At 38.2% G+C, this 19,959-nt stretch carries 16 protein-coding genes and 1 other RNA gene; 9 read left to right on the top strand and 8 right to left on the bottom strand.

Annotated elements, in window-relative coordinates:
* Positions 1–328 precede the first annotated feature (328 nt).
* Together V7K41_RS04835 and V7K41_RS04830 are read right to left on the bottom strand one after the other, a co-directional pair.
* Positions 329–5,743 (bottom strand): trifunctional serine/threonine-protein kinase/ATP-binding protein/sensor histidine kinase, encoded by a 5,415-nt coding sequence (locus tag V7K41_RS04835; RefSeq protein ID WP_334846015.1) that lies wholly within the window; start codon positions 5,741–5,743, stop codon positions 329–331.
* 189 nt (positions 5,744–5,932) lie between these two features.
* The gene (locus V7K41_RS04830; protein ID WP_334846014.1) at positions 5,933–6,469 is read right to left on the bottom strand and encodes a nucleotidyltransferase family protein; all 537 of its coding nucleotides are present in this window, start codon (positions 6,467–6,469) and stop codon (positions 5,933–5,935) included.
* Positions 6,470–6,663: 194 nt separating this feature from the next.
* On the opposite strand from V7K41_RS04830, the gene V7K41_RS04825 reads away from it, so the two are divergent.
* The 3 genes from V7K41_RS04825 (at position 6,664) to cobO (ending at position 9,681) form a co-directional block, all read left to right on the top strand.
* Entirely contained in the window at positions 6,664–7,932 is a 1,269-nt protein-coding gene (locus V7K41_RS04825; protein ID WP_334846012.1) for a plasmid pRiA4b ORF-3 family protein, read from the top strand.
* Between the two features lie 255 nt (positions 7,933–8,187).
* Complete coding sequence (locus V7K41_RS04820) at positions 8,188–8,643, top strand: GFA family protein (protein ID WP_334846010.1); 456 nt, start codon at positions 8,188–8,190, stop codon at positions 8,641–8,643.
* A 360-nt stretch (positions 8,644–9,003) separates the two neighbouring features.
* Positions 9,004–9,681, top strand: a complete 678-nt coding sequence (gene cobO / locus V7K41_RS04815; RefSeq protein ID WP_334846008.1) for a cob(I)yrinic acid a,c-diamide adenosyltransferase — start codon at positions 9,004–9,006, stop codon at positions 9,679–9,681.
* Between the two features lie 227 nt (positions 9,682–9,908).
* Here the strand turns inward: cobO and V7K41_RS04810 are convergent, their stop codons facing one another.
* Positions 9,909–10,787, bottom strand: coding sequence for a peptidoglycan-binding domain-containing protein (locus tag V7K41_RS04810; protein ID WP_334846007.1), 879 nt, complete (start codon positions 10,785–10,787; stop codon positions 9,909–9,911).
* Between the two features lie 261 nt (positions 10,788–11,048).
* The gene (locus V7K41_RS04805; protein ID WP_334846005.1) at positions 11,049–11,804 is read right to left on the bottom strand and encodes a hypothetical protein; all 756 of its coding nucleotides are present in this window, start codon (positions 11,802–11,804) and stop codon (positions 11,049–11,051) included.
* Positions 11,805–12,251: 447 nt separating this feature from the next.
* Here V7K41_RS04805 and V7K41_RS04800 point away from each other — a divergent pair, with 447 nt between their 5' ends.
* Positions 12,252–13,697 (top strand): NB-ARC domain-containing protein, encoded by a 1,446-nt coding sequence (locus V7K41_RS04800; protein WP_334846003.1) that lies wholly within the window; start codon positions 12,252–12,254, stop codon positions 13,695–13,697.
* On the opposite strand, the gene V7K41_RS04795 is transcribed toward V7K41_RS04800, so the two are convergent.
* Positions 13,623–14,174 (bottom strand): 2'-5' RNA ligase family protein, encoded by a 552-nt coding sequence (locus V7K41_RS04795; protein ID WP_334846001.1) that lies wholly within the window; start codon positions 14,172–14,174, stop codon positions 13,623–13,625. The two genes, V7K41_RS04800 and V7K41_RS04795, sit on opposite strands and share 75 nt — an antisense overlap.
* A 118-nt stretch (positions 14,175–14,292) precedes the next feature.
* On the opposite strand from V7K41_RS04795, the gene V7K41_RS04790 reads away from it, so the two are divergent.
* The 5 genes from V7K41_RS04790 (at position 14,293) to queF (ending at position 16,169) form a co-directional block, all read left to right on the top strand.
* The gene (locus tag V7K41_RS04790) at positions 14,293–14,559 is read left to right on the top strand and encodes a YciI family protein (protein ID WP_334845999.1); all 267 of its coding nucleotides are present in this window, start codon (positions 14,293–14,295) and stop codon (positions 14,557–14,559) included.
* 37 nt (positions 14,560–14,596) lie between these two features.
* Positions 14,597–14,693, top strand: an RNA gene (gene ffs / locus V7K41_RS04785) — signal recognition particle sRNA small type.
* Between the two features lie 25 nt (positions 14,694–14,718).
* Entirely contained in the window at positions 14,719–15,105 is a 387-nt protein-coding gene (locus V7K41_RS04780) for a phasin family protein (protein WP_334845997.1), read from the top strand.
* A 155-nt stretch (positions 15,106–15,260) separates the two neighbouring features.
* Positions 15,261–15,662, top strand: coding sequence for a hypothetical protein (locus V7K41_RS04775; protein WP_334845995.1), 402 nt, complete (start codon positions 15,261–15,263; stop codon positions 15,660–15,662).
* A 93-nt stretch (positions 15,663–15,755) separates the two neighbouring features.
* The gene (gene queF / locus V7K41_RS04770; protein WP_334845993.1) at positions 15,756–16,169 is read left to right on the top strand and encodes a preQ(1) synthase; all 414 of its coding nucleotides are present in this window, start codon (positions 15,756–15,758) and stop codon (positions 16,167–16,169) included.
* A 37-nt stretch (positions 16,170–16,206) separates the two neighbouring features.
* Here the strand turns inward: queF and pstS are convergent, their stop codons facing one another.
* The 3 genes from pstS to V7K41_RS04755 form a co-directional block, all read right to left on the bottom strand.
* Positions 16,207–17,286, bottom strand: coding sequence for a phosphate ABC transporter substrate-binding protein PstS (pstS, locus tag V7K41_RS04765; RefSeq protein ID WP_334845991.1), 1,080 nt, complete (start codon positions 17,284–17,286; stop codon positions 16,207–16,209).
* Between the two features lie 178 nt (positions 17,287–17,464).
* Complete coding sequence (locus tag V7K41_RS04760) at positions 17,465–18,862, bottom strand: cytochrome c biogenesis protein (RefSeq protein ID WP_334846106.1); 1,398 nt, start codon at positions 18,860–18,862, stop codon at positions 17,465–17,467.
* 30 nt (positions 18,863–18,892) lie between these two features.
* The gene (locus V7K41_RS04755; RefSeq protein ID WP_334845990.1) at positions 18,893–19,633 is read right to left on the bottom strand and encodes a cytochrome c biogenesis protein CcdA; all 741 of its coding nucleotides are present in this window, start codon (positions 19,631–19,633) and stop codon (positions 18,893–18,895) included.
* Positions 19,634–19,959 lie beyond the last annotated feature (326 nt).

Below are 19,959 nucleotides of genomic sequence, written 5' to 3'. Positions count from 1 at the left end.
TGATGTATACAATTAGTTATAACAGTTAATTAATAAGTTACAAGTATTAATTGCAACTAAGTTTGTGTTGATTTGATTAAGTAATAAAGTTACCACTTACATAATTTGACTAACAGCAAAATGAATTTTATTTTACCAAGTGTCAGAAATCAAATAGAATTACTATATAGCAATCTGAATTGAAACGAGAGAAAATACGGAGATTAAAAGTACGTGTTTTTAAGCCTTTTAGCGTTTTTCTCTCTCACGAATGATTTAGGATTGCTATAGCAATCCTGGAAGATTTGTGATAAGTCGGGAATCTGCCGCTAAAACTATCAACAATCCCTTATTCTGCCAAAATGGGAATAGAAATTATAAATTGTGTTCCTTGTCCCAAGACTGATTCACAAATCAAATTTCCACCATGATTTTCAACTATAATTTGCCGACTAATAGATAATCCTAATCCCGTACCTTTTCCTACACATTTGGTAGTAAACAAATTTTCAAAAATGCATTCTTTAATTGCTTCAGGCATTCCTTTAGCATTATCTTTAATCTTAATTACCACCTTGTCATTGTCTACTTGTAGATAAGTTTCAATAGTAATAATATTAGGATACTTTTCTTGAATTTCTAAAAAATTACGACCGATATTTGCTTCTTCTAAAGCATCAATTGCATTTGCAATAATATTCATAAACACCTGATTCAATTGTCCCAAATAACATTTTACTGATGGGATATTTGCATAGTGCTTAATAATTTTAATTGCTGGACGATTAGGATCGGCTTTCAGACGATGTTGTAAAATCATCAAAGTACTATCAATACCTTCATGGATATTAGCTAATACTTTAGAGGTAGTATCAGCACGAGAAAAAGTACGGAGAGAGGTACTAATATTACGAATGCGCTGTGTCCCTACTGTCATACCATCAATCATTTTTGGTAAATCTTTTAGCAGAAAATCTATATCTATTTCTTCGGCTTTTTCTTCAATTTCAGCGCCAGGATTGGGGAATTTTTTTCGGTACAGTTGCAGATAGTCTATTAAATCTTTAACAATATCTTTTGCTTGGGTAATACTACCTGTAATAAAACCAATAGGATTATTTATTTCGTGTGCTACACCTGCAACTAAATTACCCAGAGAAGACATTTTTTCACTTTGGATAAGTTGTAATTGTGCCTCTTGTAAATCTTTTATCGATTGTTTTAATTTTTTAGATTTCTCTTGCGCCCTTGTGTACAAACTGGCATTTTCTATTGCAATAGCCATTTGAGAAACTAAGACTTTTAATACCTCTACTCTTTCTAGAACAAAAGCTCCTGATGATAACTGGTTTTCTAAATAAATAATACCAGTAAGCTGTGATTGGTACATAATGGGCAAACAAAAGATTGATTTTGTTTGAGATTTTTGGATATAGATATCAAAATTAAAAGGCTCTGTAACTGTTGCATCATTTAATACAATATATTGCTGGGTTCGGAGAACGTAATTAATTACAGATACCGGTAAATCTTGATAGGTTTCAACAGGAATAGAACGTAAAACCGTCACCACATCGTCAGTAGCATTTCCAGAAGCTTCAATATACAGGTGATTATCTTTAAGTAGGAGTAGTACTGCTTTTTGTGCAGCAGCATTTTCTAGTAAAATTTGGATCAGCTTACCCAATAAATTTTCTAAAACAATTTCATTAGTAATCGCTTGTGAAAACTTGATGAATGCATTAAAATCTAGAAAATCGCTTAAGCTGCTATTGGTAGTAGTGTTAGTGGTAATATGAGTTGTATCAATTTTTGAACTAGTGTTTTCTATGGTAGTAGTTTGTCCTACTAGAAAAACATACTTTAATTCTAAGTGTTTAACTTTAGCGATCGCACCCCAACGAATATAGGCATAATATGCTTTAGTTATATAAGTTTGATGAATTAATTCTTTACCTAGAGACTGATAGAATTTTCCAGCTAACTCATAGGCTAAAGCTTCTTCTTGGAGAAAACCGTTTGCTTGAGATTTGGCAATAGAGTTTTCATAATAGTCCATTGCTTCTAGCTTTTGACCCAAAACCTGATACCGTTCTGCCTCCACGAGATAAAATCTGTGTAAGTGATTGGTGGGAGCATGAGTAGCCCATAGTTCCATCTTTTGCTGATTAACTTGGACTTTTTCTAGAATAGCTTGCTTCTCAGACTCTTTAGCAGTATGATATATTGCCAAGTGAGCTAAAGAATCGTAAAAATAAAATACTGGGACAACAAACAACCCTGTAACACCACCTAAAGATTTTTCTGCGATCGCAGCATTTTCTACAGCTTTAAAATACTCTCCAAATATGTAAGAGAGCATTAGCTTATTAACAAATAAGTGGTTAATTGTGTAAAGGTCATTTACTTGCTGATGAATTGGCAGCATACTTTGCTCGTTGTAGGCTTCTCCAATTAAACACTCCACATTTTCAAAACTTCCTTTCAAATTCAGAACTGTTTGCAAATACACTGAGTTCCAAGTCAAAGCTACTTGTTGATTGATTTTTTTCAGCGAATCACAGTAAGCTATCAGTTCTTTTTCTAGAATCCAAAGTTCTTTACCCAGCCAAAATGAATGATAGGGATAAATGTAACCACAATAACCAGCATATTCCAAATCTCCAGTTTCCAGACCACTAGAATATCCTGACATTGATGATGTTAATGTCTCTCTAACATGCTCTTTCCAATGCATAACATGGGCACTAACAACTGTCAGAATTTTCGCCTTGAGTTCTTCAGCATTAAATTGTGACACCAGACCTGAAGCTAATTTCCCAAATTCATAGCCAGAATCAATTTCTCCTTGAATTCCACAAAGAAGTAATCCATAAAGACTATAACCATAGGCAGATACAGCCGTATTTCCATACCTTAAGGACAAATTGACCATTTTACAAACAATAATTGGCATCATTGCAGGAGCAGTTTGAAAAGCCGCAGGGAGAACTCCCATTAAGATTCTCATAGCTGCAATCTTGTTAGGATCGGTCATTAATGGTAAGTTAATTAAATCTGCAATGGCTTTCCCCTTCAAAGAAGTAGCAATTTCATCCATCCCCTGCTGAATATCAGTTGATGTCGGTTCATCTGGAAAACTTATTCCTAACAATTGCAGAATTGATACTGCTATTTTAATGGCTTCCAGTTGCTTGCTTTGAATGATAGAAGCGATAATTTGTACTTCATAGACTTTCACTTTATCTAAAAGAATTTTAGCTTCTTGCTGCACTACCTCAGCCCATTTTTGCATCTGCTCAAAATCACCGCCCAGATAGGCTGCCTCTGCGGCTCCTTCATATAAACCGATGGTTAAGGTATATTCAGTTTGCCAAGTATTTATATTTAAAAGTTCTATTCCATTTGTGAAGTACTTAAGAGCCGCTTCGTAAGCTGTAGAAGCTTTAGCTTTTTGTCCGGCAATTAAATTTAATCGTGCCAATTCAATTTTTTCAGATTGCTCTATCAGGTTAACAATACCTACATTCAACTGATTGACAATATCAAAAATATTAGCTTCTATTTCCTCTTTAGGTATATTTTGAAGAAGCAATTGCCCAATTTTCAGGTGAGTAGACTTCTTCAGTTCTTCTGGAATCAACGAATATGCTGCTTGTTGTACTCTGTCATGCAAGAACTTATAACCCACCCGTGAAGTGTCAAAATTTAAATTAACAGCTTCTTCTTGATTAAAAACTAAAGGGATACGGTAAGCTTCACTTAAAGGCAGAATTAATCCCGCTTGCAAAGCTGAGTGTAAATCATTGGCTGTCAAAGAAGGTGATTTTTCATTGACTATCGATAAAACATCCAAACTAAATCTGTCACCTACGCAAGCTGCTAATTTTAAAACATCTTGGGTGAACTTTGGTAATTTTTCAACTCTACTGGCAACTAACTCAACTACATTTTTATCGGTAATTCCAATTGCCTGAATATCCTCTAGATTCCATTGCCATTTAGCATTATTAAAATCAAATATTAACAGTTTTTCTTGATGAAGTGCCTGAATTAGTTGTGTTATAAAAAATGGGTTTCCACCTGTTTTGTTACAAATTAACTCAGCTAGCTTAATAATTTTATTGTTAGAAAATCTGGGCTTAACCTCTATTTCTTGAAGAGTTTCGGCAACTAGCTGAGTTACATTATCTAAATTTAAAGGTTGTAATACAAGATTATTAACAACCGTGCCACTATTTTTAATTTCTTCTATCTTTTGGATTAAAGGATGTGTTGAACTAACTTCATTATCTCTATATGCACCAATAAATAAAAAGTATTTGCTATCGAAATCAGTTATTAGCAGTTGAATTAGATTTAAAGTGGCTGAATCTGCCCATTGTAAATCATCTAAAAATATGACTAATGGGTGTTCTTTTTGAGTAAAAACTTGGATAAATTCTTTAAAAACATGATTGAAACGATTTTGTGATTCTGTTGCCCCAATTTGGGCAACTTCCGGCTGTGTACCGATGATTAATTCTACTTCTGGAATTACGTCAGTAATAACTTTTCCATTTGTTCCTAAAGCTGATAAGATTTTACTACGCCATATTTCTATTTTTTCATTATTCTCGGTCAGCAAATACCGCATTAAGTAAGCAAAGGCTTGAATTAAAGAAGCATAAGGTATATTTCGCTTTAACTGGTCAAATTTACCAGAAATAAAGTACCCTTGTCTGCGAGTAATGGGTTTATTAACTTCGTTGACTAAAACTGATTTGCCAATCCCAGAATAACCAGAAACTAGCATCATTTCACTAGTTCCAGATGTAACTCGCTTAAATGCAGCTAAAAGCTCATTAACTTGTTCTTCACGACCATATAATTTTTGAGGAATTAATAACTGACTCAATATATCTAAACGACCTGGCACAAAATCAGTAATGATTTCCTTCGTTTCTAACTGCTTGAGACATAATTCTAAATCTGCTAATAATCCAGTAGCACTTTGATATCTATCTTCTGCATTTTTCGCTATCAGCTTCATCACAATTTCCGAGACAGCAGTAGGAATTTGTGAATTTAATGATTGCGGGTTTATCGCTTGAACTGCAATGTGACTATAAACTACTTCTAGGGGGTCTTGGCTAAAAAATGGTATTTTATCAGTGAGCATTTCATATAAAGTCACACCAAGGGAATAAAAGTCGGTGCGATAATCAAGAATGCGATTCATTCTCCCAGTTTGTTCGGGAGACATATAGGCAAGTGTGCCTTCAACGCAGTTAGGGTTATTAAATTGGGGATTTTCCTTATTGAGACGGGAGGCTATACCAAAGTCAGCGAGTTTAACAATACCTGTCTGGGAGTTAATTATAATGTTATTGGGTTTGATATCTTTATGAATAATCTGGTTATTATGTAAATAATCTAAAGCTTTAGTCAGTTGAATAGTAATCTTTAAATGGTTAATTAAGTCAAGTTTTTTTGTTTGTAGTAGTTGAGCTAAAGACTGACCAGCAAAGTCTTCTAACAACAGTCCTACACGGTTTTCAAAATTTTCTATACTGATAGCTTTAACTATATTGGGATGGTCTAAACCTTGCTGAATTTGATACTCATTTTTAAGGCGAGTAAAGGCTTCGAGAGTCGGATATTCATTTTTAAGCAGCTTGAGGATAACTCGCTGTTGCGTCTTTGGCGTTTGTGCTTGATAAATAATTGTTTGGATTCCTTCGTGGAGAGTCGAGTTGATTTGGTATCCAGTACGATTTGGCATTGATTTTTGACTATAAAGTTATAAAATTACCATCATCCCTGTTCTATCGTGAAAGGGGTTCTAGTTTAATTATTCCCAGTACGTAGAAAAATATTAACATTGTGCTTCGGTATCCAAGGGTTGTAAATTAAAAAGCGATTATTTCTTTGTAACGGAAACTAATGGCTAAACTGATTTTATTGTAACTTTCTACACCAAGCGCAGATAAGGACACTTCCGTAAAAATCCAGATGCCTTATTCTGGGCATCTAAGTTATGAGTATGCGTTGGCGTAGGTCGAATAATGCCATCAAATAGGTCGTCCAACCCGTAAGGTGTGAAAAATTGCCATTGTCCTTGGGTATTTAGTCGAACTCCCACAGCCGTAGCGGTGTGCAGCCAATCTATGATGCCATCCTCTGTACTAGTATAAGGTTTGCTACCAAGACGCCAGCGAGCAAAACTGGCTTGATTTTTGACATCAAACTCGTCATCAGGAAATTGTTCTGTGAGAGTCGCCTTTGCTGCTAGTTCTTGGGAACGGTTTCCCTCTATATCAAAGAATGCAATATCAAAATCTTTAATACCTAACCCACAGTCATTGCCAAAAATTGAAGACCAAACGGTGTTTCGGACTGCACCCCCTGCTAACCACCAGTTAGGTAGATTTAGTTGAGCGATCGCTCTTAATACTGTATTAATACGTGTATCAGCCAAAATCATCTGTAAGCGAGTGTTACTATTCATATCAAATTCCTGGGATTGTCAAGTAAAAGGTGAAAATATTATCATTCACATTTCATTAAACTTACGATGTTGATAGTCCTGTTGTGACACTTTGCAGTTCAATGTTTATCAGGAGAAACTCTGTAGTAATAGTAGAAATAAAACAGGTTACACAGAAGGTGAAATTGTGAATTTAGAATTTAGAATTTTTATTTATGGAAGATTTATTTGCGCGACTAGAACGCACACTCAATCCTGAACTGCCTTCCCTAACAGAGTCACAACAAAAACTCCTACAAGAACTCAGTATTGATGAAAATCAACCCGGTACGATTCTGCATGACTTTCAAACTCTGATAGATTTCTTACAACCAAATGGAGTAGAAGTTAGTAGTGTTAATAACCTTCTACAGCTAAAAGTACTATCAGAAGTTAATTCTCGGTTAAGTCACCCAATTGAAACTAAACTCAAACGCCCCGTACAGAAATCATACCCCTACATTAATGGACTATATCTGTTATTACGCAGTTCTGGAATAGCCCAAATTAAATCCCAAGGGAAGAAGCAGTTTTTAGTTTTAGACACAGCAACTTTGCAATCATGGTCAAGCCTCAATCCAACCGAACGCTATTTCAACTTATTAGAAGCCTGGTTGATTTGGGGAAATAACGAAGTTTTAGGCGAACATCAAGATTCATTAGGGAATTTATTTAGATGTATTCAACTTTGGCCTCGCGTTCCAGATAAAGGTTTAAATTTTCCTAAATATGAAGATCAAAACAATATTAGTTATTATCCTGGACTGCATAATATTGCCCTGTTAGAGTTATTTGGATTATTATCTATCAAACATGGTAAACCACAAGAAGGCAAGGGGTGGCGCATTACTAGTTTACAACGCTTACCCTTTGGTGATGCTCTGTTGCAATTCCTCTTTCCATTAGGTATACGAGGAGAATTACAGGATGATGTGAATGTTAATTTTGGAAAATTGCAGTCACATTTTCAACCATTTTTTCCAGAATGGCAGCAGAATTTACTTGTTCCCAAGCAAGGCTTCACTGATGGTATTTATATTTTCAAAGTATCCCTTTTTAAGGCTTGGCGACGCATTGCCATACCAGCAAAAAAACCATTAAGCTGGCTAGCAGAGATAATTCTCGATGCTTTTGACTTTGATTACGATCACCTGTATGAGTTTAGTTATAAAGACCATTTTGGTCGCATCATAAAAATCGGTCATGCCTACATGGAAACACCCCCATTTGCCGACCAAGTGCAGATTGGTGATTTATCTCTAGAACCGGGTGGAAAAATGACCTATCTTTATGATTTTGGTGATAACTGGAAATTTGATGTGCAGTTAGAAGCAATTAGTCCATCTGATAGCAAAACCAAGAAACCGAAGATTTTAGAAGTTCACGGAAATGCACCTCAACAGTATTGGAGTGAGGATGATGAATTGGATGAAAATGAAGAATGAGGAGGATTTAGGGAAGTGTAGATAATGAAAATTTTTTCGTATCTCTATGTCTTCTGTTTGTGTCTATTGAAACCCACTTTAAGATTGATACCAATTCTTTATAAACACCCATAGAAAGAACCCCACCACCTGCGACACCTCCCCTTGCTAAGGAGAGGTTGAGAGGAGTCAAAATAATGTACAGTTTCACAGATAATTGGTATGAGATAGTTTTAGTTACAATAAGGCAATACAAATTGTCAGGAGAGAAAACCTGTGAGTCTTCCATATACTGGAGGTTGTCAATGTGGACAGATTCGTTATAAAATTCATGCCGAACCGTTAACCCTTTACCTATGTCACTGCAAGGAGTGTCAAAAGCAATCGTCTAGTGCTTTTGGAATGTCTCTCACAGTACTACGAGATGCTGTTGTGATTGTTCAGGGAAAACCGAAAGCTTGGACTCGAAAAAATGATAGTGGACGTGAAGTAAATAACCTTTTCTGTGGCGACTGCGGAACGCGATTGTTCCATGAAAGGGCTTACAAGCCAGATACTATCAATGTCAAAGCTGGAACCTTAGATGATACAAGTTGGTTACGCCCAGTGGGTAACATTTGGACACGCAGTGCCCAGTCATGGGTAATAATTTCAGACGAATCGCTCAATTATGACGGCCAACCAGAGGATACACAGCCTTTATGGGAAAAATGGAAACAACAACATCCATAATATGCATAACTCCTAATATCAGATATCATATCCCTGACAGTTAAAGCAGCGCACTTGGTTGGTAGTCTAACTCATAACTGTACCAAAGGAGATAATAATAAATTTTTACTGATAAAGTGCTTTAATGAACATATTAACTTATTTAAAACAGTAATAGTAAACTCAAATTATAAGTTCAGCTTGTATATCATATATATTTCCATACTTGTCTGCAAATCATTAATAAAGCTAACACAGGATTAATATTTCACATGAAAACTTACTGGATATTTTCAATCAAGTAATTTAAGTGAAATTGGATAAGTAAGGCGATTTTGGTTCATACTCAACACTTTTAACAGTTATTTCTAGACAAGCTTGATGAAAAACGATACACCGCGAGAATTGAACCCAGACCAAGAAATTGGGCGCTTGATTGATGAGGTAATGTCTTCATCTCTGACTGATGAACAGTACCGCAAAAAGATGCAGCGACGCAAAGAAGTACAAGATAAGCGCATAGCAGAAGCTGTACCAGAAAAAGGGTTAATTATTGTAAATACTGGTAATGGTAAGGGTAAAACCACTGCGGCTTTGGGGATGGTGTTGCGATCGCTCGGTCATGGGTATAAAGTAGCGATCGTCCAATTCATCAAAGGTAGCTGGGAACCTTCCGAAAAAAGGGTTTTCAGCTATTGGGAAGACCAGATAGAATTTCATGCAATGGGCGAAGGCTTTACCTGGGAAACTCAAGACCGCGATCGCGATCTTGATAAAGCTAGCGCCGCCTGGGAAAAATCATTAGAATACATCCGCAATCCAGACTTTCAACTGGTATTGTTAGACGAAATCAATATCGCCCTCAAAATGGCTTACTTACCAGTAGAAGACGTTTTAGCAGGTTTGGCACAAAAACCTGCTAACAAGCACGTTATTCTCACAGGTAGAGGCGCACCACCTGCTTTAATTGAGCGTGCTGACTTAGTAACTGAAATGACCCTAGTTAAGCACCCTTTCCGCGATCAAGGTGTGAAAGCACAACCGGGAATTGAGTATTGAATCAGAATTCAGAATTGTTAAAAAACTAGGTTTCCTACTCAGCAGAGATTGGAAACCTGGCTTTTAATTCTCGTATGTCATACCAATTTTAAAAAAGAATGCAACACATAGATAATACATCTCACCAATCCTGCTGCTTTTACTAAGGGGTGGGCGTCAGCGCGGGTGGGCTTATCTGTCTGTCGTAAACATTTTTTGAATTGGTATCAGATGCAAAGTCCCATTTGTTACTTCTTATTCCAAAGATTTAAAAATGTTTGAGAGATGGCTGGGGTCAGCTGACTTTGTAAGTGATTTAGTGCATCACGATGGTTTGCATTATTGTCATCATAATAAGTAAACAGATTCGTCAGCTTGACAATCTCAGGATTTTGATCGTTTGTCCCCCTCCATTTGTTAGTAACTTTGTGTAAAACATCCTTGGGTAAATTTTGTTGTAAATTATTTAATGCTGCGATGTAAGAAGGATTTTGAGGATTCTTTTGGAATTGGAAACACAAATCTCTCAGCTTGACTTGTGACTGGGGCTGGGGCTTATCTGTTAGACTAGATTGCTGTAGAATTTGACGCTGTTCAAAAGTAGCAATACCATTTTCAGTTAAACCCTGAGATTTCTGAAATTTCTTGACTGCTGTATAAGTAGCTGGCCCATAAAAAGGCAAGTCTTTTGGAATTTCAGCATTGGTTGCAAAACCGTGAAACTTCAATCTATTCTGAAGCCCTTTGACTGTATCTTCCATTACAGTTCGAGTCTCTGCATCAGCGTTACCATTAACCGTAAGTTTTTGTGAGTACTGTTTCTGAAACTTTTTAATCGCTTCTTCAGTAGGATCGTCTGTCAAAAAGTTGTTATTCCGCTTCCAGGGAGCAAATTTAGTGAGATCCGGCTTAGGATCAATCTCAGGAGCTAAATATCCCAATCCGATCAATATATGACGGATGACTTCAGGGCTACTAACGGCCATACGTTTTGGTTCCTTTGCGACTAAACTACCATTTAATGTATCTTGTTTTACAAAAATTAGGTAAGTAGGAATAAATAAATCTAACATTTCTTGTTGGCAAGGCGTTCCGAAAGTTAAGCGATGTGTGACGACAAGCTGCAACTCTTTGAGACGTTCGGCGTATGCGACTACAGACAGTGAAAAAGAAAGAGATGCGATCGCTTATTCTCAACTATTAATGATACTACGTGTTCAAGGCGCACATCTGCGCGCCCCTACTGTACCCACTACGAACTTATCAAAATTAATCCCAATTTGAAAAAAGAATGCGACAGATACATACCCCAAACCTTTGTTCTATCTGGCTTTCTTAATTTTGAATTTTGAATTTTGAATTTTGAATTGGTATAATCTGGTGGAATCCTAGCTAACTGACTCTCTGGCGTTGACAACGTATAAAAACTCATTTTCATTCTTAGGTAAGAAAACGAGTGGTTTTTCCCTCGCTGGCTGCTGCAATTGAGAAGGAAGTAAAGTATAAATATTTTGGAAATCAACTGTAATTTTCTTAGTAGTGCCATTAACTAAGAAACAAGATGGATTATTACTTCCACTGCTATATTGATCGTACAGAGCATCAAGTACTTTTTTGCGTAATTCCTCAACAGGAGAAACGTAGATAAAATAACCTTGGGCATCTAGTTCTTTAGCTCTTTTAGCTGCATTGTCTGAATCTAGAAATAAATCAATCTGAGTATCTTGAATTTTTAGAGGACATTGCTGCAAAGGTTTTCCAGCTACTACACTATATAGTTTCTCTCCCACAGGAGCATCAACACTAAATAATTTATTGCCAGTACTTTCAGCTTTTGCAGCTTGGAAGTCGAACCAAGCTTTCGTAATAGAACCATCTCCAAGTGCTTTAACCAGTTGTGGTACTAGTGTTTTATCAAACTCTTCTTTAGTAGCAGGAATCGGAGAATCTGGAGCGAAAGGGGTAGCAATTGCGTATTGAAGTATATCTTTATATACCGTAACTCCTTGTCCTTGTTGTTCTGGGGTACTGTAAAGGGTGGTTACACCTAATACTGTTTTGTTATCAGCTAAAGCCGGACTCAGCCCGCCTAGCCAAAGAATAAAGGTGAGGAGAACTATTAAAATACGATTTAACTTTTTCACTGGATTTCTGAATTGGAAAACTTTTTGTATTTTGCACGTGTAGCTCTGCGCTCACAACCGAAGTTAAGGAACTTAAGAAATAAACTTAAAACTTTTTGGTCGGCAATTTTCCAAAGCTTTGTTCAGCAAGGATTTCATCTACCAACAACCTCAGCAAAACTTTTAATTTATCTCTGGCAGTTCTGCAAAAAATGCATCGTCAGTCACAATAGATATCTGGTGAAATTAAATCTGCGTTATCCATAACCTTTGTATAAACGTAACACTGCTACGTCTCTACATTCATATTTCTAATATTCATAATATTTAACAAACCTGATTTCAGGAAAAGCATATCTCATCTTTGTAGCACCCTCTTAAGTGAAGTAAATATTTTGGCGGCATATTACAGGCGCTAACTACTGACTATTACTTTATGAGTGTACGTACAAAACTTAAGGGACAATAATGAATCCACTACAACGCAGGCGCAAACGGGGTGTTATTCTTACACCTCAAGGATTTCAGAAACTTGAAACGGCGAAATGTCAGGCACAAAGTTGGGAAAACTTAGATAAACGTTACACTTTGGAAGATTTAAGCGATCGCACTGGCTTAGATCCAGATACACTGATGAAGGTATTTCATTGCGAAGTAGGAGTTGACAAGCAAACTCTAAACACCTGTTTCAGGGCTTTTAATTTATTACTTGAATCAAGTGATTATCAATTACCTCGGACTGATGAAGTAATCAGTAATCAATATTCAATCCAAAATTTAACTGATTGGGGCGAAGCACCTGATATCTCTGTATTCTTAGGACGCACAACAGAACTAACAACTCTAAAACACTGGATTCTCGAAGAACACTGCCGACTAGTGACTTTGTTAGGTATGGATGGGATGGGCAAAACTAGCTTATCAGTAAAGCTAGCAGAGCAAATTCAAGATAAGTTTGAGTTTGTAATTTGGCGCAGTCTCCGCAATGCTCCACCAGTAAAAGATATGCTAGCCGATCTAATTAAACTTTTATCCAAAGGGCAGGAAACTAATTTATCAAAAACTTTAGACGGCAGAATTTCCCAGTTGATTCATTATTTAAAAAATGCTCGTTGTTTATTGATATTAGATAATCTAGAGACAATTTTACAAAATGCTTTAGGTAAATATGATATTGGATACTATCATCAAGGTTATGAAGATTATAGCGAACTTATCAGACGAGTGGCACAAACACTTCATCAAAGTTGCTTAGTGCTTACAAGTCAGGAAACGCCGAGAGTAATTAGACGACTGCTAGGAGAAAACTTACCTGTTAAAGCATTGCAACTAAAAGGCTTACAAATCACAGAAGTAGAAGAAATCTTTAAAACTAAAGGTGCTTTTTGGGGTTCAACAGGTGATTTGCATCAACTCATTGAGAGCTATGTCGGTAATCCATTGGTATTAAATATAGCTTTTAACAAAATTGATAAATTATTTGATGGTAATATTTCGGAGTTTTTAAACCAAAAAACATTAGTTTTTGGAGAGATTAACCAGCTTTTAAAAGAGCATTTTAAACGCGTGTCATATACAGAAAATATGATTATTGAGTGGTTAGCAGGTAATTCTCAGCCTGCCTCACTTTCAGAACTGCGATCGCAAATCTCACCTACTATACCAACACCACAATTACTAGATGCTTTAGAATCTTTGCAAGAGCGCTCTTTAGTAGATAATAATGCTAATCTTTTCTCGATAGCACCCATGACTAGAGAATATATAAATCACCAATTAATCCAAAACAAAATTAGCTACAATATCAAACAGCGCCAGCGTCCATCACAAAAACATCCCTCAATTACTACCAGAGAAAAAAGCCAACTCTCGTTTAATATTCCAGCGCTTCCCGTCGTGAAGCAGCAAGGTTAATTTGTCAGCAGTAAACTCAAAATGCAACTGACGATTTTCAAATTCTGGCCAAGCAGCTTTAAAGTTCTGCTTCGTTAAATCCTGAAATGCAACCGTTAAATGGGGTGCAAAAGCGCGGGTTTTAGAAACCTTATCAACAATTCCTAAGTTGCTTTCTGTATGAGCCATTAAATCAGCTTGCAAAGTTAAAAGCTCTTGACTTATGACAACATTAATGTATATTACACGAGGCGCAAAGGCATCAAACCCTTTAAGTGTAATTGCCACTGGCTGTTGTCCACTAGCAAACTCTTTCAAGGATGCTTCTAACAGTGGCAAGTTAGCATCTGCCCATTCAAAGGGTGGTTGCAGGGTAATATGAGGCGGAGACTTTAGCGCCCCGCTACTAGCATAGCGATCGGCAAAGTACTGCTTAATCTCGTTGGCATAGTCTTGAATATCTTGCGGTGGTAGGAGGGCAACAAAAAAACGGCTCATATCTCTATCTATATTAATTAGGAAATCACCATAGTTCGTCTATATTGCTACTCAAATGCTACTCAAAAATAGTCATAACTAAAGCAGACTGTCTGTTGTAACTGGAGTTAAGAAGTTAATGCCGTGGTTTGTAAAAATTGAAGAAGGCAAAGTCGATAAACCTACCTTTGACCAATATGTACCTGCCCACAAAGCCTACATTCAGGATTTGATTGCTAAAGGACACAAAGCGCGAACAGGCTATTGGGCAGAGCAAAGAGGCGGGATGTTGCTGTTTGAGGCAGCCTCAAAGCAGGAAGCAGAAGTGATTGTAGCTGATGACCCCTTGGTGAAACACGGCTGCGTCAACTATCAGCTTTATGAATGGCGAATTGTAATGGAATAACACACACTTACTGAATTTTAATGTTATGCTTATATAAGACCTGGATCTATGCGATCGCAACACCCAAATCTTGTCAGAACCGGAAGGTAGCAGCAACACGGGAGGCTTGTGGTAGGCTTAGTCTCCGGGTCGCCCTATTTTTAGGAGCGGTTAGCAACAATGCCTGGTTTTGGAGATATTGTTCAAAAAGCTTTTTACCTCGGTGTTGGATTAGCTTCTTACGCGGGTGAGAAAGCAGGGGGAAAATTAGCCGAAGTGCGATCGCAAGTCCAAAAACTGGCAGATGAAATGGTGGCCAAGGGCGAAATGAACACAGAAGAAGCTCGCCGCTTCGTTGAAGATATGATGAAGCAAGCCCAACAAGCTCAACCATCTGGTGTAGCCTCACCAGAAACGCCCCCTTCTCAACCTCGCCGCATTGAAATTTTAGAGGAAGATGAAGAGCCAACGGTGAAAGAGGCGTCAAATGATGAAAATGTAGATAAATTGCGCCAAGAAGTGCTAAACCTGCAAGACGAGTTAAAACGATTGCAACGCGATCGGTAAAAAGTATTGTTTGAGCAAAATATCATTAATAAGTGGCATTTTGACATGACACTTCGGATAAAACTTGATAAGATACATTGCTTAGTGTATATTTTAGTGCTTCAAGCCAGATAACACAAAGCGTCCTGTTTATAGCCTGCAAAGGTGTCAAGTTTATGGAACAGTGGCAAAAGGATTTAGTAGAAATCGTCGAAACAGTGGCTGATGAAGTAGAGCGCTTCTTCCTGGGAATGAGTGAAGTGGTAGACGCCTTTTTTGAGCTAACGGAAGAAGTCAGCGAGCAAGTACACAATAATATTATTAATGAAGTCGATCAGTATCTACAGGATTTAGCTGAACCGATGTTAGAAGCTTACTGGGAACTGGAAGACATTGTAGCAGATGTAGATCCAGGTTTTCCTTATTCAGTTGAACCCACATCTGAAAAAAATCCTGCCTGTATCGGTTGTAGTCACTACCACGGTCAAGTTTATGGTGGTAATTTATTAGTTTGTGCTATGTATCCCCACGGTTGTGAAGATGAGAATTGTCCAGACTGGGAGAAGGAAGAGTATTGAGGGGCAGGGGGCAGGGGGCAGGGGGCAGGGGGAGTAAATGACAAATGACAAATGACAAATGACAAATGACAAATGACAAGTGACAAATAAGAAATGACAACTGATAAATTATCTGAAAGTACATCCCAAACCAGCCAAGAAATGAAGTATGGCGAACGCGACATTGCAGAAGGTAAATTAATTACCTTTCCGAATCCGCGTGTAGGGAGGCGATATGACATTAACATTACTTTGCCGGAATTTACTTGTAAATGTCCGTTTTCCGGTTATCCTGACTTTGCGACAATTTATGTTAGCTATGTACCTGATGAACGGGTAGTGGAATTGAAGGCGCTTAAACTTTATATTAATAGTTACCGCGATCGCTACATTTCCCACGAAGAATCTGCCAATCAAATTTTGGATGATTTTGTGGCTGCTTGCGATCCGTTGGAAGTCACGGTGAAAGCAGATTTCACGCCTCGTGGGAATGTACATACTGTGGTTGAAGTGCGTCACCAAAAGTAACATTATCATTGATGGATGCAGATGGCATTAATCAGCTTCATTCAGCAATCTTCTTCACGGCAGATTGCACTTGAAGCACAACTTTTTTAGACAAAGGAATATATCCAAGTTCCAAACTGGATTTTTGCCCGTCAATCACAGCCCAATTGATAAAATTTTTCAGCACTTGAGCTTTGACTCGGTTGGGATATTGGTGATAAGTTAAAAGCCAGCTGTAAGTGACGATAGGATATGACTGAGCATCTGTAGGATCGGTGATAAAAGCAATCAAGTTATCATCTGGTAATTTCACTGCTTCTAAAGTTTGTGCTACTGATTTTGGTGTCGGTGTAATATAATTACCAGATTTATTTTCTAAAGCAGCCACAGGAAGCTTATTTTGTTTGGCGTAAATGTATTCTATATAGCCAATAGCTCCTGGTATCTGTTGAATCAGGGCGGTAACACCTTCGTTACCCTTTCCACCAATTCCTACTCGCCATGCTACAGATTTACCAGCCCCAATTTTGCTTTTCCATTCTGGACTTATGGCGCTTAGGTGTTGCGTTAACACGCTTGTAGTTCCACTACCATCTGTTCGGTGTACAACCTGAATTGGTAAATCGGGCAAACTTACACCTGGATTAGCTGCGGCTATTCTAGGATGATTCCAATTCGTAATTTTTCCGAGAAAGATATCTACGTAAACTTGGCGTGGTAGCCTTAGAGCATTTGGCACATTGACTTGAGAGGACTGTTGTGCAACTGGTTTGAGATTATAAGCTAGGACAATAGAACCAGCAGTTATTGGCAAAGCGATTACTCCCCGTTTTATCTTGGCCGCTTGTTCGCTTGTAATTGCGACATCACTAGCTGCAAAATCTACAGTACCTTCAATGAGTTGTTGCACTCCAGCACTGCTTCCTATAGCTTGATAGTTAATTTCCACATTGGGATTTTGCTGGTTGTAATCTGAAAGCCAACGCTCGTACAAAGGTGCGGGAAAACTTGCCCCAGTACCAACAAGGGAAACACGCTTTATATTTTTCTGCTCGGCAGCGCAAGAAGCAATACTTAACAAGATAGCGATTAAAGGTAGAAGGCAAACCCGTCCCTGAGATGGAAGCTTGGCAGACATAGAAATTTTTTGTTTCAATGTTTAATAAATACCTCTAGTAATTTCCTAATTTGTAGCTGTGTAGGCGTAATTGATTGTAAATAACTTGGAAAAGCAAAGGTACGCAAAGAAATCCTCTGCGTACCTCTGCGATTTCTTTTGCGCCCCTACCCTGCGGGAAGGCGAAGCGCCTATGGGTTTAAACTTCAATCGCCGTCTCTTTTTCCTCAGCTTTTGGCTGTGAACTCAACCGATCTAAAATTTCTAAAACCTCTTGTTCAAAAGCAACTTGAGCGCGATTAGTTTTGCCACCCACATACAAGCGATCGCCTTTTTGCAATGCCCATATTTGCGAATGAGAAAAGTAACTCATCACCACACCCAGCATTAGCAAACCAAACCCTGAGTAAACAATTGGTATACCTGGATCGGCTTTAATTTGTAAGCCAGTGCTACCAATGACATCCAGAATTTTCAGCTTCACACCATTTACTTCGGTGAACATCCCAGCGCGGACAGTATCAACAAGTTTGCCAGTGGCATCATAAATTAATACCATCCCTTGCAAGTCTTTCGCTAACAGTGAGACACCCTCACTCAAATCCGGTTTAGTCGGAACCCAGGTTCCCCAAATGCGCCCGTTACCGTTGGTGTTCAATTGCGCCATTGGAAGCTGAAAAATCGGGCTGTTGTTAAATTGGACGCGAACACCTGCAATTCCCCAATCAGTTTGATAGAAAGTTATGCCATGATAGCGCAGAGGCTCGTTGACAAAAATCTTCTTGTGGTCAATTTCCTTTCCCTGATTATTCAAGACAGACATATCCGAATAAAATTGATCGATGCCACCAGATGGAGTGTAGTCAATCCAAAAACGATTGACGCGCACAGACCAATCTTTCGGGATTTTGGCGGCTATTGGGCCAGCATCAACAATATTTGTCACTTGAAATGTATCGCCACTAGCAACCATTTCCTGAGCGAGAAACCCAGTCATCGCCCCCCAAATTCCCCCTAGCAAAATAGCGACGATGCCAATATGAACGATAATTGGCCCAATGCGTCCGACTATTCCTTTGCGGGCGTAAAGGAGATTTTCTTTTTCTCGATCTAGAAAAATTTTATAGCGGTGTTTCTGTAATATTTCGCTCAGAGAATTCAGGGAACCAGTATCTAGTTCTGCACTTAAAGCTAACTTTTGAAATTGCCGTGGTTCTTCGTAATATTTCCAGCGTTGGGCAGCTTTTAAGGCTGGTAACTGTCGGGTAAATGAACAAGCCGTTAAGCTGGTGCCAAATAAAATGAGTAATGCTAAAAACCACCAAGTACGATATACGTGGTCTAACCCAACTACCTGAATTACCTTCCAAGTTAAGAAACCAAATAAAGCTGGATGTTCTGGGTAGTTGGCTTGGTAAAATGCGGGTGACTGACCTTGCTCAATTACAGTACCAGTAGAGCTAAAGATTGCAATCAAGAGCAGTAGTGCGATCGCTAATCGTAAGTTAGTCAGTACAGGCAAAAGCTCTTGTCGTAAGAACTGCCCAGGTACTGCCCACCATTTTAATTCTTTTGACGCCGAATCTTCTAAAGTCATCATGTATAAAATATAACAAATGTATTGAGATTAAAAACTGCCGAGGGGAATCCGAGAAATTAAGGAAAATACACCGAATCCTACCAACAGCGCCCCACTAACTGGGTTAATCCAACCAGACCAGCGACGCAATTCTAGTAACTTTTTAATTGAAGCTGTAAAAGTACCCGCCAAAATCAATGGTGCTACATAACCTGCTGTATAAGAAAGTAGCAAAACAGCACCTAAAATTAAGTCTTGTGTATTGGCAATCCAACCCAACAAACTAGCTAAAACAGGTGTGCTACAAGGGGATGCGACTAAACCGAAAGTCAGCCCCAGCAAATAAGAACGCAATCCGGCTGGTAAATCTGGCGAAATCCAATTCGTTTCGCCCAAGGATGGAAATTGCAGAGGTAGTGCTTCTAATAAGTTCAGCCCCATGAGAATAGCAATAATGCTGACGATAATCGGCAAACCAATTCCCACTTGACCATAGACTTTTCCGACAAAAGCTGCTATGATCCCCATTCCTGCCAATGTAGTTGCTAATCCTAAAGCAAACCAAGTTGATTGGGCAGCTGCTTGGAGTCGGCTTTTAGCTTCATAACCGCCGATGTAACCAATGGTAATTGGCAGCATGGAAAGCATACAGGGTGTGAGACTGGTGAGCAAACCAGCTGCAAAGATGATACCAATACTCACCACGCTAAGGTGTGTCAGTTGGTTAGAAACGAGACTGTTGGCAAATTGTTCTAGTTGGTAAATTTGGGTTTGCAGGTTATCAAACATGGGGAGTTTCTGAGCGGGAAATGCTTACTCTGCTTGAATTTTAGCTTACTTTTGGTTTTTGAGTCAGCAGAAGTGATTATCCGAACCTGATATCATCTAAATTTCATCTGCCCAAGGAAATGTATTTAAAATACAATTAAGCTCGGATTATCCCTGAAGAAGCACGGCTGGAGTATTTGGCATGACAATTGCATTACCCGGATTTCAAATTGTCACTTTGTTAAAAGCAGGGGTAAGTAGCTAGGCGCAATTAAATATAAGACGCTCAAGGTCATATCCACCCTTTAAACTTCTAGCTTCCATGCCATCAATAATTGCTATAGCTA

The organism is Nostoc sp., assembly GCF_036917415.1.
GTDB lineage: Bacteria > Cyanobacteriota > Cyanobacteriia > Cyanobacteriales > Nostocaceae > Nostoc.
This window is presented reverse-complemented; position numbering and strand designations above follow the sequence as displayed.

Excerpts from the sequence above, each read along its gene's own strand:
- V7K41_RS04760 (WP_334846106.1), bottom strand. The coding sequence starts at position 18,862 with ATGACTTTAGAAGATTCGGCGTCAAAAGAATTAAAATGGTGGGCAGTA.
- V7K41_RS04825 (WP_334846012.1), top strand. The coding sequence starts at position 6,664 with ATGGAAGATTTATTTGCGCGACTAGAACGCACACTCAATCCTGAACTG.
- V7K41_RS04795 (WP_334846001.1), bottom strand. The coding sequence starts at position 14,174 with ATGAGCCGTTTTTTTGTTGCCCTCCTACCACCGCAAGATATTCAAGAC.
- V7K41_RS04775 (WP_334845995.1), top strand. The coding sequence starts at position 15,261 with ATGGAACAGTGGCAAAAGGATTTAGTAGAAATCGTCGAAACAGTGGCT.
- queF (WP_334845993.1), top strand. The coding sequence starts at position 15,756 with ATGACAACTGATAAATTATCTGAAAGTACATCCCAAACCAGCCAAGAA.
- V7K41_RS04830 (WP_334846014.1), bottom strand. The coding sequence starts at position 6,469 with ATGAATAGTAACACTCGCTTACAGATGATTTTGGCTGATACACGTATT.
- V7K41_RS04800 (WP_334846003.1), top strand. The coding sequence starts at position 12,252 with ATGAATCCACTACAACGCAGGCGCAAACGGGGTGTTATTCTTACACCT.
- V7K41_RS04835 (WP_334846015.1), bottom strand. The coding sequence starts at position 5,743 with ATGCCAAATCGTACTGGATACCAAATCAACTCGACTCTCCACGAAGGA.
- cobO (WP_334846008.1), top strand. The coding sequence starts at position 9,004 with ATGAAAAACGATACACCGCGAGAATTGAACCCAGACCAAGAAATTGGG.
- V7K41_RS04755 (WP_334845990.1), bottom strand. The coding sequence starts at position 19,633 with ATGTTTGATAACCTGCAAACCCAAATTTACCAACTAGAACAATTTGCC.
- pstS (WP_334845991.1), bottom strand. The coding sequence starts at position 17,286 with ATGTCTGCCAAGCTTCCATCTCAGGGACGGGTTTGCCTTCTACCTTTA.
- V7K41_RS04790 (WP_334845999.1), top strand. The coding sequence starts at position 14,293 with ATGCCGTGGTTTGTAAAAATTGAAGAAGGCAAAGTCGATAAACCTACC.
- V7K41_RS04780 (WP_334845997.1), top strand. The coding sequence starts at position 14,719 with ATGCCTGGTTTTGGAGATATTGTTCAAAAAGCTTTTTACCTCGGTGTT.